We start from the raw sequence: 15078 nt of genomic DNA on the forward strand, positions 1-15078 counted from the left end.
CTTACGCCGAAGCCAGTGTCGGACGCGGCAGGCTCGCGGACTCGGGCCGCCGCAGGTAGGCGAGCACGAGCTCCTCCAGGTTCGCCGACCGTTCGGTCCACTGTGGACCCAGGGGAACCGGTTCGGTGCGGGCGAAGACGGTCGCCTGCCTGCCCGCACGAGCCTCGTCGACGACCGCGACGCGGTTGGCCAGCGCGTCGGCCTCCTCCACGGGCCCGGAAAGGATGCGGTGCCCGGCGACGAGTTCGTCGATGTCGCCGCTGACCTGGACGCGGCCGCCGTTGAGGACGATCAGCCAGTCACAGGTGTTCTCCAGGTCGGAGACGACGTGCGAGGAGAGCAGGACGGTCATGCCGGTTTCCGCGACCGCCTCCATCAGCCCGCGCATGACCTCGTGGCGGGCCAGCGGGTCGAGGTTCGCGAGCGGCTCGTCCAGCACCAGGAGATCCGGGCGTTTGGCCAGCGCGAGGGTGAGCGCGACCTGCGCGCGCTGCCCGCCGGACAGCTTGCCGACCTTGTGTTTCAGGGAAAGCCCGAGTGAATCGATGCGCTTGAGCGCGAACTCGTCGTCCCAGCCGGGGTTGAGGCGCCTGCCGAATTTCAGCATCTCGGCGATGCTGAAGCCGGAGTACAACGGCTTGTCCTGGGCGAGGAACGCGGCGGTTCCCTGGATCGAGACCGAGCCGAGAGTCGCGTCGAGCAGCCCGACGGCCAGGTGCAGGAACGTCGTCTTGCCCGCGCCGTTGGGCCCGACGAGGGCGACGACCCGTCCTTTCGGGACGGACAGGGAGCAGTCGCGCAGCGCCCACTTGCGGCGGTAACGCTTGCCGAGACCGGTCGCTTCGATGATGGGCTTGTCAGTCATGCGGTTCGCTCCCCTCGAAAGCCATCGACCACCACCGAGGTGAACAGCGCCTCGACGTCTTCCTGGTCCAGACCCGATTCCCGCGCGTCGCGAACCCAGACACCCAGGCTCTTGCGCAACCGCGTGCGCTCCGCGAACGAAGCTCCTCCGAGTGTCTTCTGGACGAAGGTGCCGAGGCCTGGCTTTCCCTCGACGAGCCCTTCGCGTTCCAGCTCGCGATAGGCCTTGAGGACGGTGTTGGGGTTGATCGCCAGCTCGGCGACCACCTCCTTCGCCGTCGGCAGCCGGTCCCCCGGCTCCAGCAATCCCAGCCGGAGGGCGTTCTTGACCTGCTGGACGAGCTGGACGTACGTCGAGACGCCCGAGCCCTTGTCCAGGTGGAAGGTGACCACTGGCAACACCCTTTCACTAATTAAGTAGTGAAAGGGTGCAGGCAGACGGGTGCGCTTGTCAAATACCGAAAACCGTGAAGGCCTCCTTGAGGGACTCTGAGTCCCTCAAGGAGGCCTTCACGGATAACCCCAGCCCCAGTCAAGAAGAAGCGCCAGTCCGACGACACGGGGGAAGACGTCGAGCTGGCACTACCCCCAACCCCCACCGCCCCGGAAGGCGGTGCCTGTGCAAGTTGAAGGTGCCCACCGTCGTACCGGAACCGAATGGGGGGTCCTGCCCGTCTTGTTGGTTGGGCACGGTTCCGGCGACGGGTCCTCGGTGGACACCCCTGAAGGATCACGGCGGCCGGATGCAGCGCGCTTGCACTACGCTTGCAGGCTCTGACGAGGGTGAGCGGAGGTGGCCGGGTGGAGTTCCGCGTCCTCGGCGCCGTCGAAGCGCGGGCCGGTGACGTTCCGGTCGATCTCGGCTCGCCCAAGCAACGGCTCGTGCTGGCGGTTCTGCTGCTGGAGGCGGGCAGGCCGGTGCCCCGCGACCGGATCATCGACCTGCTCTGGCCCGAAGAACCGCCGGCGAGTGCCCGGAACACCGTTCAAGCGCTGGTGTCCAGGCTACGCGCGGTGTTCCGCGGCGCGGACGGGCCGGAGATCGTCTCCGAGGGGACCCGGTACCTGCTCAAGGTCGACCCGAGCCAGGTCGACCTGCACCGCTTCACCGCGCTGACCGCGCAAGCCCGCGAGGCCGACGACGAAACCGCCGTGGAACTCCTAGACGAAGCGCTCGGCCTGTGGCGCGGGGAGGCGTTGTCCGACGTCGTGAGCGGCGAGGTCGCCCAGCGGCTCCGCGGCGGCATGCACGAGGAACGCTGGACGGCGCTGGAAGATCGCGCCGAAGTGCAGCTGCGGCTCGGCCGCGGCAGGCAGGTCCTCGCCGAGCTGACCGAGCTGGTCGCCGCGCATCCCCTGCGGCAGCGGTTCGTCGGGCAGCTCATGCTCGCGCTGCACCGCGAAGGGCGCACCGACGACGCTCTCGAGGCTTTCCGCGCTTTGAGGGGCAGGCTCGGCACCGAACTGGGTCTCGATCCCTCGCCCGAGCTGCGGCGGCTCGAAGCCGCCATCCTCGCCGCCGACCCCGCCCTGGAGCCCACGACGGCCGCGACCAGGCCCGAGCCGGTGCGGCCGGCGCAGCTGCCGCACGACGTCCGGGGGTTCGCCGGGCGGGCGTCCGAATTGGAGCGGCTCGACGAGGCGACCCGGCACGCGAGCGAGGGCACCGACATCTGGGTCATCAGCGGGACCGCGGGGGTCGGCAAGACCGCGCTCGCCGTCCGCTGGGCCCACCGCGTCCGCGACGCGTTCCCCGACGGCCAGCTCTACCTCGACCTGCGCGGTTTCGATCCCGACCACGAACCGCTCACCCCGGCCGTCGCGCTCACCCAGCTTCTGCAAGCGCTCGGCACCGCGCCCAAGGCGATCCCGCCGGACATCGACACCCGTGCCGCGCTCCTGCGGTCGCTCCTCGCCGACAGCCGGGTCCTCCTGGTCCTCGACAACGTGCGTGACACCGGCCAGGTGCTGCCGCTGCTGCCGCCGTCGGGCACCGTCCTGGTCACCAGCCGTCAGCGGCTCGGCGATCTCATCGCCCGCACCGGCGCCCGCGCGCTCCCGCTGTCCGTGCTGCCCGCCGAAGACGCTCGTCACCTGCTGGAAGCCGTGCTCGGCAGCGAGACCGTCGCCGCCGAGGCCGTCGCGGCCGCCGAGCTGGCCCGGCTGTGCGGGCACCTCCCGCTCGCCCTCCGGATCGCGGCGGCCAACCTCGGCGCGAGCGGCGAACCCGAGATCGCCGAACTCGCCCGCGAGCTCGCCGGCGGCGACCCGCTGGCGGAACTGACCGTCGACGGGGCCGAGGAAAGTGCCGTGACCACGGCGTTCGGCGTCTCCTACCGCGCGCTTCCCGAGGAGCACCGGCTGCTGTTCCGGCGGCTCGCGCTCGTCCCCGGCCAGACGTTCACCGCCCCCGCCGCGCAGGCACTGACCGGCGCGCCGCACTCGAAGGCGAACCAGCAGCTCAAGGCACTCGCGGCGGCACACCTGGTCGAGCGCTACACCCCTGGTCGCTACCGGTTCCACGACCTTCTCCGCAGTTTCGCGGCGGGCCGCACGTGGGCGGAGGACACGAAGTCCGAACGTGACATCGCGGAGAGGCGGCTCTTCGCGAACTACCTGACCACCGCCGACGCCGCGGGCCGTGTCCTCATCCCGCATTTCCTGCGCCTGCCGCGCGAAGAACCGGAAGAGCGGCCCTTCGGCGACACCGAAGAGGCACTGGCCTGGCTGGACGCGGAGTGGCCGAACCTCGCCGCGGCGGTCGAGCACAGCGCGGAACACGGTCCTCCGGAGTTCTCCTGGCATCTCGCCGACGCGCTCCGCGCCTTCTTCCACCAGCGCGGTCACCACGCGGAATGGATCGACACCGCGTCGACGGCGCTCAAGGCCGCCCGACGCAGCGGAGCCGGGCAAGCGCAGGCGGCGATGCATCTGAGCATCGCGCTCGCCTGCGTCAACAGTGGCCGCTACGACGAGGCCCGCGAACACCTGACGAGCGCCTTGCGCGGGGACCTCCTCGACGGCTGGGACGCCGGGCGAGCGGCCGTGCTCAACAATCTGAGCGCGGTGCACCAGCGTCTCGGCGACCCGCAGGAAGCGATCCGCTGCGGGCTGGAATCCCTGCGGCTGTGCGAAGAACTGAACCTGCCGGGGATCTCGATGGCGTTGGCGAACCTCGGTTTCCCGTACTGGCAGACCGGTCAGCTCGACGAGGCGCTCGCCAACTTCACCCGCGCGCTGACGGTCGCGGAACAGGACGGCGCCCGGTTCAGCGTCGCGGTCCTGCTGGTCGACCTCGGCAACGTGCACCGCGACCTCGGCCTTCCCGACGACGCCTACGACTTCTACACCCGCGCGCTCGCCGCCAACCGCGAACTGGGCTACACCTACGGCGAGGCGACGGCACTGTCCGGCAGGGCCGTGCTCGAAAGCAGGCGCGACCCAGGCGAGCAGAACCGCGCGGACGCGCTCGAAGCCGTCGAACTCACCCGCAAGATCGGCGACCGGGGCACCGAGGCCTGGACGCTCGTCGGACTCGGCGAGGTCTGCCTGCGGCTAGGCCTGCCCGAGGAGGCCGCCGAGCAGCACCGGCTCGCGTTGTCCATCGCGCGGACGACCAGTTTCTTCTGGTGTGAGGCCGCCGCGCGGACCGGGCTCGCGGAAACCCTGCGGACACTGGGAAAACTCACGGAAGCCCGGACGCACGGGGAGCTGGCGCTGGAACTCGCCGCGCGCTCCGGCTACCGGCTCGTGGAGGAACGCGCGAAGCTGATCCTGGACGAGCTTTAGCCGCGTGCCTTCTCGCCGGACGACCTCACGCTGCCGGTGATCGCCGCCATGATCGCTGTCAGGATGGCGAAGATGACCGTCAACGCCACAGCGACGCCGTTGCTCTTGTCGAAGCCGAAGATCCACCCGAGGTGAACGCTGAAGGGCGTCCCCCACAGCAGCGGCGCCGCCACGAAGATCGCCAGTACGTAGAGCGCGCAAAGCGCGGACAGGGTCCACGCTCCGGCGATCCGGCGGGCGAACGTGAATCCCGCCGCGACCGCCAGCGCCCCCGCTCCGACGACACCACCGATCAGGTTCTGCGCCACCGGGCCGGACACGTGATCGGCCGACTCGGTGGCGTAGACGACGTTGTAGAGCGTGAACCAGACGACCATGCCGACGGTGAGCAGCGCCAGGCTGCCGGCGACCACCGCCGCCCCGGCGTTCGCCCTCGGCTTGGGTGGCCGGCCGTACGGGGCAAACCCGTGCTGCGGTGGGTTCGGCTGCATCCAGGCTCCTCGCGCGTTATGGCGGCGTGAACCTGCCGCCCGTCATGGTCGACGATCACGTTAGCGAAAGTGTTCCGGTGGCGATGGGCCTTTGGCAGCAACCTGCCTTCACAGTACCCAGGCAGCCGAACAGGCGACTCACGTGATCGAACCCGTGACTCGCGTGCTCGGACCCGGAACTCACGTGATCAGAGCCGGAACTCGCGTGATCAGAGCCGGAACTCGCGTGATTGGAGGGACGACACGTGTGTTCCGGCGGACGACTCGCGGCGAGACCCGGCCGCGCTGGTGCCGTCCAGCCAGTCACGCGTGTCGTCCGTCTGATCACACGTGTCGTCCGTCTGATCACGCGAAACGGCCAGATCGGTTCAGGTGGTCGTGAGCGTGCTTCAGGCGCGGACCTCCTCGACGCGGACCGGGCGGCGCTCGCGCCGGGAGAGCTCACACGCCTCGGCGATGTAGAACGCCTCCAGTGCGTCCGCCGCTCCGCACGGGCTCGGCGCACGACCGGCGGCGACGTCGAGGAAGGCTTTCAGCTCACTGATGTACGCGGGCCGGAAACGCTCCATGAAACCGGGATAGGCGGGGCCGGGCAACGGCTGGACGCCGGGTTCCACCGAGGTCAGCGGTGCGCGATCGTCCAGGCCCACCACGGCGTTCCCCGCCGAGCCGAGCACTTCGAGCCGGACGTCGTAGCCCGCGCCGTTGTAGCGTGTCAACGAGACCACCGCCAGCGTTCCATCGTCCAGCGTCAGGGTCGCGGCCGCGGTGTCGACGTCACCGGCGTCGACGAAGAACCGCTCGCCCTTGTTCGCCCCGACGGCGTAGACCTCGACGACCTCACGGCCGCTGACGAACCGGACGACGTCGAAGTCGTGCACCCCGCAGTCCCGGAACAGGCCGCCGGAGTGCGCGACGTAGTCCGCGGGTGGCGGTGCCGGGTCCAGCGTGGTCGCGCGCAAGGTGTGCAGCCAGCCGAGCTCGCCCGACGCCACCGCCGCACGGGCGGCGGCGTAGCCCGCGTCGAACCTGCGCTGGAAACCGATCTGTACCGGCACGTCCGATCCGGAGATCTTGTCGATCACCGCGAGGGTGCCGGGGATGTCGGCGGCGACCGGCTTCTCGCAGAACACCGGGATTCCCGCGTCGACGGCCTTGAGGATCAGTTCCGGATGCGCGTCCGTCGCCGCCGTGATCACCAGACCATCCAAAGAGGACGCGAACAGCGCGGGGATGTCCGCCGCCGCTTCGACGCCGATCTTGGCCGCGGCCGCCGCCGCGCGGCCGGCGTCGACATCGGCGACGACCACGGACGAAACCTCGTCGAAGCTCCTCAAGGTTTCGGCGTGCGAAGTGCCGATCCGGCCGGTGCCGGCGAGTCCCAACCTCATGTCGTTACCTTTCCAGAGCGGCGGTGGTCGAACGGACCACCAGCGACGGGTGCAGCAGATGCCGGACCGGTTCGGTGCGTTCACCCCGGACCCGTTCGAGCAGTGCTTCGACGGCCAGCCTGCCCATTTCGGTGCGCGGCTGGTCCACAGTGGTCAGTGAGAGATGTTTCAGCGCGGCCAGCGAGGTGTTGTCATAGCCGACGACGGATACGTCCTCGGGGACCCGCAGGCCCGCCTCTTCCAGCGCGGAGATGGCGCCGACGGCGTTGAAATCGTTGCCCGCCAGCAACGCTGTCGGCACTCCCTCGCGCGGAGGGTCGCCGAGCAGTTCGTGCACGGCTTTCTCACCGGCGGTGTCCGTATGCTCGCTGCGCACGATATGCGGATGCAGCCGGTGCCGCCGCATGGCCTGCTGGTAACCCCGGCGCCGGGCCGCCGCGCCGGCGGCGACCCCGCCGTCCAGATGGGCGATCCTTCGGTGCCCCAAGGAGACCAGGTGGTCGACAGCGAGCGCGGACCCCGCTTCGCCGTCGTCGTTCACCGTGTCCACCTCCGCTACCCGCGAGGTGCGCGACACCAGGACGACGGGGCCCTGCGCGGCCGCCTCCTCGATCGCCGACGCCGGCACCACCGGCGACAGCAGGATCACCCCGGCAGGCCGGAAGGACAGCAGATTCTTCAGCGCGGCGCGCTCGCGCGCGGGACTGCGGCCGCCGGTGTTGAGGATCAAATGGAATCCGGCCGCTTCGGCCGCCGCGTCGAGCCCCTCGACGACGTCGGCGAAGAACGCGTTGCGGAGATCGGAGACCATCACACCGAGGACCGTCGACGTCCGGCTGGCCAGCGACCTGGCCATCGCGTGCGGTTCGTAGCCCAGTTCGTGCGCCGCGCACAGCACCCTTGTCCGCCGTTCGTCGGAGACGTTCGGCGCGTTCCTCATCACCAGGGACACGAGCGCACGGGACACCCCCGCTTTCGCGGCGACGTCCTCCATCGTCGGTCTCGCCATTCCCAGTCTCCCCCTGCCCTTGACTTTGCTGTGACGGACACTACATGATTAGAGCGCTCTAATCAATAGAGCGCTCCAACACTCTCCCGCTACCCGAACCCGCCGCAGGAGGCCGCCGATGACAGCGACGACGTCCCGGATCCGAATCGCCGCCGCCCCGATCTCTTGGGGCGTATGCGAAGTCCCCGGCTGGGGCCGCGTGCTCGACGCGGGGACCGTACTGGGCGAGATGGCGGAGCTGGGGGTCCGCGCGACCGAACTCGGCCCGCCGGGGTATCTGCCGCGCGACCCGGCCGGGCTGCGTGAACTGCTGGGCGGCTACCGACTCGACCTGGTCGGCGGCTTCCTCGCCGTCGTCCTGCACGAAAACCCGGAAGCAGCGCTGGCGGAGGCCGAAGAGTCCGCCGCGCTGTTCGCCGCGTGCGGTGGCGACATGCTCGTGCTCGCCGCCGCGACCGGTCTCGACGGCTACGACGATCGCCCCGAGCTGAGCGACGCCGAATGGGCGACCCTGATCGAAACCTCCGGCGAGATCGGGGAAATCGCCGCGCGCCACGGGCTCCGCACCGTGCTGCACCCGCATGTCGGGACACACGCGGAGACCGAGGACGAGGTCGAGCGCTTCCTCGCCGATTCCACACTCCCGCTGTGCCTGGACACCGGGCATCTCCTGATCGGCGGGACCGATCCGGTCGCGCTGGCCAAGCGGTATCCCGAACGGGTCGGTCACCTGCATCTCAAGGACGTACGCGGCGAACTCGCCGAGGACGTCCGCGCCGGGAGGCTTCCCTACGCGGAAGCTGTGGGCAAAGGTCTGTATGTGCCGCTCGGCGACGGAGACGTCGACATCGAAGCGATGGTCAGGTTCGTCGACGAGGCGGGCTATGACGGGTGGTACGTGCTCGAACAGGACACCGCGCTGAGCGAGGGGAGCCCGGAAGATCTACCGAAGCGGGATGTGACCAGGAGCCTGGCCCATCTCGGCGGAATCGTCAGCCGGCTCCCGGCTGCCAGGTAACGGAAGAAGCGAGGAGAGACGACGATGTCCCATCGCTTGAAGGCGGCGATGGTGCTTGTGGCGGGGTTTTTGCTCCTGTCCGCGTGCACCGGGCCGAAGGCCGAGGAGAAACCCGCCGAGGGCGCGGGCCCGGCGACGACCCAGCCCAGTGGGCCGCTGCGGGTCGCGGTCATCTCGCACGGCACGGCGGGTGACGCGTTCTGGAACGTGGTCAAGAACGGCGCCGAGGAGGCGGGCAGGCAGCTCGGCGTCCAGGTCGAGTACAACTCCGACGGAGACCCCGGCAACCAGGCCAAGCTGATCGACAACGCGGTCGCTCAGCAGGTCGGCGGGCTGGTGGTGTCGATGGCGAACCCGGAGGCGCTCAAGACCTCGATCGAGAACGCGGTCCGCGCGGGGATCCCGGTCATCACCATCAACTCCGGTGAGGACAAGAGCGCGGCGTACGGCGCGCTCACCCACGTCGGGCAGAACGAGACCATCGCCGGTGAGGAAGCCGGGAAGAAGTTCAGGGAACTGGGCAAGAAGAAGCTGCTCTGCGTGGTCCACGAAGCGGGCAACGTCGGGCAGGCCCAGCGCTGTGACGGCGCGAAGACCGGCTTCGCGGGCGACGTGCAGACCTTGCAGGTCGACATCAGCAATCCCACCGACGCCGAATCCCGGATCAGGGGCGCGGTGCAGACCGATTCCTCGCTCGACGCAGTCCTGACGCTGAACTCGCAGGTCGCCGCGCGGGCGGTGAGCGCGATCAAGGCGGTCGGCTCACCGGCGCAGGTCGGCACGTTCGACCTCAACACCGACGTGGTCGGCGCGATCAAGGCGGGCGACGTGGTCTTCGCGGTCGACCAGCAACAGTACGAGCAGGGCTATCTCCCGGTGCAGTTCCTCAAGCTCTACCGGGACAACGCGAACGTCGTCGGCGGCGGGAAACCGGTGCTCACCGGGCCCGACCTGGTCGATAAATCCACTGTGGACACCGTCGGCCGGTACGTGCAAAGGGGCACGCGATGACAACCACCACCCTCGACGAACGGGTCGCGAAACCGCGGCTGCTGGACAGGCTGGTCGTCCGGCCCGAGATCGGCTCGCTGCTCGGCGCCGTCGTCGTCTTCCTGTTCTTCACCGTCGTCACCGACCAGTTCTTCAGCGGCAGCGGCGTGGCGACCTGGCTGGACGACGCCTCGACGCTCGGCATCATGGCGGTCGCCGTGTCCCTGCTGATGATCGGCGGCGAGTTCGACCTCTCGGCAGGCGTGATGACAGCGTCCACCGCGCTCGTCACCGCGACACTGGCGACGCAGGCGGGCTGGAACGTCTGGCTCGCGCTGTTCGCGTCCCTGGTCTTCGCCCTCGCGGTCGGCGCGTTCAACGGCTGGCTGGTGCTGCGCACCGGACTGCCCAGCTTCATCGTCACCCTGGGCACGTTCCTGGCGCTGCAGGGGCTCAACCTCGGCGTCACGCGGCTGGTCACCGGCACCGTCCAGGTCTCCGGGATGCGCTCGACCGACGGCTACGAGTCCGCCGGTTTCGTCTTCGCGTCCACAGTGGACATCGGCGGGACGGCGTTCCAGATCTCCATCGTCTGGTGGATCGGGTTCGCCGTACTGGCGGCCTGGCTGCTGGTCCGGACCCGGCTCGGCAACTGGATCTTCGCCGTCGGCGGTTCCGCGCAGAGTTCGCGTGCGGTCGGGGTCCCGGTGGTGCGCACCAAGATCATGCTGTTCATGACCACCGCGCTCGCCGCGTGGCTGGTCGGCTCGATCAACATCCTGCGGTTCGCGAGCGTCCAGGCGAACCAGGGCATCGGGCTGGAGTTCCAGTACATAATCGCGGCCGTGATCGGCGGCTGCCTGCTGACCGGCGGGTTCGGCTCGGCGATCGGCGCCGCGATCGGCGCGCTGATCTTCGGCATGGCGAGGCAGGGCATCGTGTTCGCCCGCTGGGACAGCGACTGGTTCATGCTGTTCCTCGGCGTGATGCTGCTGTCCGCGGTCCTGGTCAACAACGCCTTCCGGCGGCGCGCGGAAAGGGTCCGGCGATGAGTCATCTCCTGGAGGTCAAGGACGTCGGCAAGACCTACGGCAGCGTGATCGCGCTGCGCGACGTGTCCACCGTGGTCAACGCCGGTGAGGTGACCTGCGTGCTCGGCGACAACGGCGCAGGCAAATCCACGCTGATCAAGATCCTGGCCGGGGTCCACCAGCACGACAAGGGCGAGTTCCTCGTCGACGGCGAACCGGTCAGGTTCGCCTCGCCACGCGAGGCACTCGATCGCGGCATCGCGACGGTCTACCAGGATCTGGCGGTCGTGCCGTTGATGAGCGTGTGGCGGAACTTCTTCCTCGGTTCCGAACCGACGGTCGGCTTCGGCCCGTTCCGCGCGCTGGACCGGAAGAAGGGCCGCGCGACGACCAAGAAGGCGTTGTCCGACATGGGCATCGACCTGCGTGACGTCGAGCAGCCGGTCGGCACGCTGTCCGGTGGCGAGCGGCAGTGCGTCGCCATCGCGCGGACGGTGCACTTCGGGGCGAAGGTCCTGATCCTCGACGAGCCGACGGCCGCGCTGGGCGTGAAACAGGCCGGTGTCGTGCTCAAGTACGTCGCGCAGGCCCGTGACCGCGGGCTGGGCGTCGTGCTGATCACGCACAACCCGCATCACGCGTACCCGGTGGCCGATCGTTTCCTGCTGCTCAAACGGGGCGCGCCGCTCGGCGCCTACGAGAAATCCGGGATCGACCTGGCCGAACTGACCCGGCAGATGGCGGGCGGCGCGGAACTGGAAGCCCTCGAACACGAATTGCGAGCCGCGGAGTCCCCTTCATGACCGCTCTCGAAGCACTGACCGTCGGCCGGGTCGGGGTGGACCTCTACCCCGAACAGAGCGGCGTACCGCTGGCCGGGGTCAGCACCTTCGCCAAGTCGCTCGGCGGCACCGCGACCAACGTCGCGGTCGCCGCCGCGCGGCTCGGCCGCTCGACCTCGGTGCTGACGAAGGTCGGTCCGGACGGATTCGGGGACTACGTGCGACAGGCGCTGCGGGAGTTCGGCGTGTCCCCCGATCACGTCGGGACGTCGGCGGGACTGCAGACACCGGTGGTGTTCTGCGCGCTGGACCCGCCCGCGGATCCTCCGCTGCTGTTCTACCGGTCCCCCATCGCGCCGGATCTGACCATCGACGAGGCCGACGTGCCCTGGGACGTGGTGGAATCGGTGCCGCTGCTGTGGGTCACCGGGACCGGTGTCTCCGTCGAACCGGCACGCGGCACCCAGCGCGAGATGCTCCGGCGGCGCGGACGCCGTTCGCATACCGTGCTGGACCTCGACTTCCGGCCGATGTTCTGGCCCGACACCGGAACCGCGCGCGAGGAGATCGGCTGGATGCTCGACCACGTCACGGTCGCGGTCGGCAACCGCACCGAGGCGGAGGTCGCAGTCGGCACGGCGGACCCCGACGAGGCAGCGTCCCGGATGCTGGCCAGGGGCGTCGAACTCGCGGTGATCAAGAAGGGCGCCGAAGGTGTCCTGGTGGCCACCGCCGAGGGCCGCTGGACCGTGTCTCCCCAGCCGGTGGAGGTCGTGTGCGGACTCGGCGCCGGGGACGGTTTCGGCGGCGCGCTGATCCACGGTCTGCTGTCCGGCTGGGATCCGGTGCGCATCGCCACCTACGCCAACGCGGCCGGCGCGCTCGTCGCTTCCCGGCTGGCCTGCGCCGACGCCATGCCCACCGCCGACGAGATCGAGGAGTTGCTGTGAGCAAGCTGCACCGTCCGCTCGGGACGCTTTCGGACGAGCGGGACCCGGTCCGGCTCACCCCGGACTCGGCAGGCTGGACCTACAGTGGCCTGCGGGTTCTCTCGCTGGCCGCCGGTGAGTCCAGGGTCGTGCGCACCGGCGAGTACGAAGCGTTCGTGCTGCCGCTGGCGGGGGCGTGCACCGTCCGGGTCGACGGGCAGGTCTTCGACCTCACGGGGCGGGACTCCGTGTTCATCAGGGTCACGGACTTCGCCTATGTCCCGCGCGACGCCGAAGTCGAATTGTCGACAGTCGAAGGGATCGAGGTCGCGTTGCCGATGGCACGCTGCGGCCGCCGTCTCGAACCGCGCTACGGACCGGCCGAGAACGTTCCGGTGGAGGTACGCGGCGCGGGACAGGCCACGAGGCAGGTCACCAACTTCGGGGTGCCGGGTGTCTGGGACCACGCGGACAAGCTGAACGCGTGCGAGCTGATCACCCCCGGCGGCAACTGGTCGTCGTACCCGCCGCACAAACACGACGAGGCGTCCGAATGCGAGGTCGTCAACGAGGAGATCTACTACTTCCGCGTCGCCGGTCGCGATGGCGTGACCCCTTCACGCGAAGGGTTCGGTCTGCACCGGACGTACACCTCGGACGGCGAACTGGACGAGGACGTCGCGGTCCGGGACGGGGACGTCTTCCTGATCCCGCGCGGCTATCACGGGCCTTGCGTCGCCGCGCCGGGCTATCCGATGTACTACCTGAACGTCCTGGCCGGGCCCGCCGAAGAACGGTCGATGGCCTTCTGCGACGACCCCGCGCACGGCTGGATCCGTGAGACGTGGAACGACCAGGAACTCGATCCGCGCTGCCCGGTCACGTCGCACGAAGGGCGGGTGTCATGAAGCTGACCACAGCGCAGGCCTTGGTGCGCTGGCTGCTCGCGCAACGCTCGGAAACCCTCGACGGCCTGGAAGTCCCGCTGTTCCCTGGGGTCTTCGCGATCTTCGGGCACGGCAACGTCCTCGGTCTCGGCACCGCGCTGGAGGAGCGGCGCGACGAACTCCCCTTGTGGCGCGGGCAGACCGAACAGGGCATGGCGCTCGCGGCGGTCGGCTACGCCAAAGCGACGCACCGGCGGCAGGTCGGCGTGGTGACGTCGTCGATCGGGCCCGGCGCGCTGAACATGGTCACCGCGGCCGGGGTCGCGCACGCCAACAGGCTACCGGTCCTGCTGCTCCCCGGTGACACCTTCGTCAGCCGCGCCCCGGATCCGGTGCTGCAGCAGGTGGAGCATTTCGGTGATCCGACGGCCACGGTCAACGACGCCTTCCGCGCGGTGAGCCGGTACTTCGACCGGATCACCCGTCCCGAGCAGCTGCTCTCGACGCTGCCGCAGGTCGCCAGGGTGCTGACCGATCCGGCGGACGCGGGCCCGGTGACGCTGGCGCTGCCGCAGGACGTCCAGGTGGAGACCTACGACTTCCCGGACGCGCTCTTCGAGCCGGTGACCCATCGCCCGCCGCGCCCCCGGCCCGATCGCCGGGCGCTCACCGAAGCGGCTGGCGTGCTGAGGGCCGCGCGGAAACCGTTGCTGGTGCTCGGAGGTGGTGTCCGGTACTCCGGCGCCGGTGAGCGCGCGCTGGCCTTCGCCGAGCGGCACGGGATCCCGGTCACGGAAACGACAGCCGGGCGCACCCTGGTGCCGCACGGTCATCCGCTGCACGCCGGTCCGCTGGGCGTCACCGGTTCGGCGTCCGCGAACGTCCTGGCCGCCGAGGCCGACGTCGTACTGGCCGTCGGCACCCGCTTGCAGGACTTCACCACGGCGTCCTGGACGGTGTTCTCGCCCGGTGTCCGGCTGGTCACCCTGAACGCGGCCCGGTTCGACGCGGTCAAGCACGGCGCGCTGGCCGTCGTGGGCGACGCCGACGCGGGCCTCGCGGATCTGGCCGCCCAGCTGGAGAGCTGGCGGACCGATCCACTGTGGACAGAGCGGGCGGCGGCGGAACGCGGCCGATGGGACGAGCACATCGACACGCTGCGCGCCGGTTCCGGTGAGGTGCCGACCTACGCCCAGGTGGTCGGCGCGGTCAACGATCTCTCCGAGCCGCACGACTACGTGATGACCGCGTCCGGCGGGATGCCGGGGGAACTCATCGGTGGCTGGCGCGGATCGGGTTCGGTCAGCATGGACGTCGAGTACGGGTTCTCGTGCATGGGCTACGAACTCGCGGGCGCGTGGGGCGCCGCGATGGCGCACGCCGACGGTCTGGTGACCACGATGCTGGGCGACGGCTCGTACCTGATGCTGAACTCGGAACTGTTCTCCGCCGCCTTCGCCGGTCATCCCTTCGTCGCGGTGGTCTGCGACAACGACGGCTACGCGGTCATCGCCCGGCTGCAGGAGGGCCAAGGCGGGAAGCCGTTCAACAACTTCCTCGCCGACTGCCTGAGCACGCACTCCTCACCACCTCGGGTCGACTTCGCGAAGCACGCCGAGTCGCTGGGGTGCGCGGTGTTCACCGCGTCCTCGTTGGACGATGTGCGGGCTGCCTACGCGAAGGCGAGAGAAGCAGCGGTGGCTGAGAAACGGCCGGCGGTGGTCGTCGTGCGGACTCAGCCGAACTCGTGGACCGAAGCCGGTGTCTGGTGGGAGGTCGGCGTCCCGGAGCACCTTTCCGGACGGGAAGGCTTCGAGCAGGGGAAGTCGGGGCAGGTGCGCTATGTGACGAGCTAGGGCGCGGCCGCGTCCAGTGAACCGGACGCGGCCGCGCCCAC

13 protein-coding genes are annotated in these 15078 nt (G+C 69.7%); 8 read left to right on the top strand and 5 right to left on the bottom strand.

What is annotated here, in order from left to right; genetic code table 11:
- Position 1: 1 nt before the first annotated feature.
- A complete protein-coding gene (locus tag AMYAL_RS0107285) occupies positions 2 to 865 on the bottom strand; it encodes an ABC transporter ATP-binding protein (protein ID WP_020630651.1) in 864 nt (287 codons plus the stop codon).
- Positions 862 to 1257: a GntR family transcriptional regulator gene (locus tag AMYAL_RS0107290; RefSeq protein ID WP_020630652.1), complete on the bottom strand. Its 396-nt coding sequence runs from the start codon at positions 1255 to 1257 to the stop codon at positions 862 to 864. Before AMYAL_RS0107290 ends, AMYAL_RS0107285 begins: the two co-directional genes overlap by 4 nt.
- A 408-nt stretch (positions 1258 to 1665) precedes the next feature.
- Here AMYAL_RS0107290 and AMYAL_RS0107295 point away from each other — a divergent pair, with 408 nt between their 5' ends.
- Complete coding sequence (locus tag AMYAL_RS0107295; RefSeq protein WP_020630653.1) at positions 1666 to 4653, top strand: AfsR/SARP family transcriptional regulator; 2988 nt, start codon at positions 1666 to 1668, stop codon at positions 4651 to 4653.
- Here the strand turns inward: AMYAL_RS0107295 and AMYAL_RS0107300 are convergent.
- From AMYAL_RS0107300 to AMYAL_RS0107310, 3 genes are all read right to left on the bottom strand, one after another.
- Complete coding sequence (locus AMYAL_RS0107300) at positions 4650 to 5144, bottom strand: hypothetical protein (protein WP_020630654.1); 495 nt, start codon at positions 5142 to 5144, stop codon at positions 4650 to 4652. The two genes, AMYAL_RS0107295 and AMYAL_RS0107300, sit on opposite strands and share 4 nt — an antisense overlap.
- Before the next feature lie 389 nt (positions 5145 to 5533).
- Complete coding sequence (locus tag AMYAL_RS0107305; protein ID WP_020630655.1) at positions 5534 to 6535, bottom strand: Gfo/Idh/MocA family protein; 1002 nt, start codon at positions 6533 to 6535, stop codon at positions 5534 to 5536.
- 4 nt (positions 6536 to 6539) lie between these two features.
- Positions 6540 to 7544 (bottom strand): LacI family DNA-binding transcriptional regulator, encoded by a 1005-nt coding sequence (locus AMYAL_RS0107310; protein WP_026466829.1) that lies wholly within the window; start codon positions 7542 to 7544, stop codon positions 6540 to 6542.
- Between the two features lie 118 nt (positions 7545 to 7662).
- Between AMYAL_RS0107310 and AMYAL_RS0107315 the strand changes: the two genes are divergently transcribed.
- From AMYAL_RS0107315 to iolD, 7 genes are read left to right on the top strand one after another with little or no spacing between them, the layout of a single operon-like run.
- Entirely contained in the window at positions 7663 to 8562 is a 900-nt protein-coding gene (locus AMYAL_RS0107315) for a sugar phosphate isomerase/epimerase family protein (protein ID WP_026466830.1), read from the top strand.
- Between the two features lie 24 nt (positions 8563 to 8586).
- A complete protein-coding gene (locus AMYAL_RS0107320; protein WP_026466831.1) occupies positions 8587 to 9573 on the top strand; it encodes a sugar ABC transporter substrate-binding protein in 987 nt (328 codons plus the stop codon).
- Entirely contained in the window at positions 9570 to 10604 is a 1035-nt protein-coding gene (locus AMYAL_RS0107325; protein WP_020630659.1) for an ABC transporter permease, read from the top strand. Before AMYAL_RS0107320 ends, AMYAL_RS0107325 begins: the two co-directional genes overlap by 4 nt.
- Complete coding sequence (locus AMYAL_RS0107330) at positions 10601 to 11386, top strand: ATP-binding cassette domain-containing protein (RefSeq protein ID WP_020630660.1); 786 nt, start codon at positions 10601 to 10603, stop codon at positions 11384 to 11386. Before AMYAL_RS0107325 ends, AMYAL_RS0107330 begins: the two co-directional genes overlap by 4 nt.
- Positions 11383 to 12315 carry a 5-dehydro-2-deoxygluconokinase gene (iolC, locus tag AMYAL_RS0107335; RefSeq protein WP_020630661.1) on the top strand — a complete coding sequence of 311 codons (933 nt, stop codon included), beginning with the start codon at positions 11383 to 11385 and terminating at the stop codon, positions 12313 to 12315. The genes AMYAL_RS0107330 and iolC overlap by 4 nt, the downstream gene beginning before the upstream one ends.
- Complete coding sequence (iolB, locus tag AMYAL_RS0107340) at positions 12312 to 13202, top strand: 5-deoxy-glucuronate isomerase (RefSeq protein WP_020630662.1); 891 nt, start codon at positions 12312 to 12314, stop codon at positions 13200 to 13202. The genes iolC and iolB overlap by 4 nt, the downstream gene beginning before the upstream one ends.
- Positions 13199 to 15037, top strand: a complete 1839-nt coding sequence (gene iolD, locus AMYAL_RS0107345) for a 3D-(3,5/4)-trihydroxycyclohexane-1,2-dione acylhydrolase (decyclizing) (RefSeq protein WP_020630663.1) — start codon at positions 13199 to 13201, stop codon at positions 15035 to 15037. Before iolB ends, iolD begins: the two co-directional genes overlap by 4 nt.
- Positions 15038 to 15078: the final 41 nt, after the last annotated feature.

It is taken from the genome of Amycolatopsis alba DSM 44262 (assembly GCF_000384215.1).
In the GTDB taxonomy this organism is placed as follows: domain Bacteria; phylum Actinomycetota; class Actinomycetes; order Mycobacteriales; family Pseudonocardiaceae; genus Amycolatopsis; species Amycolatopsis alba.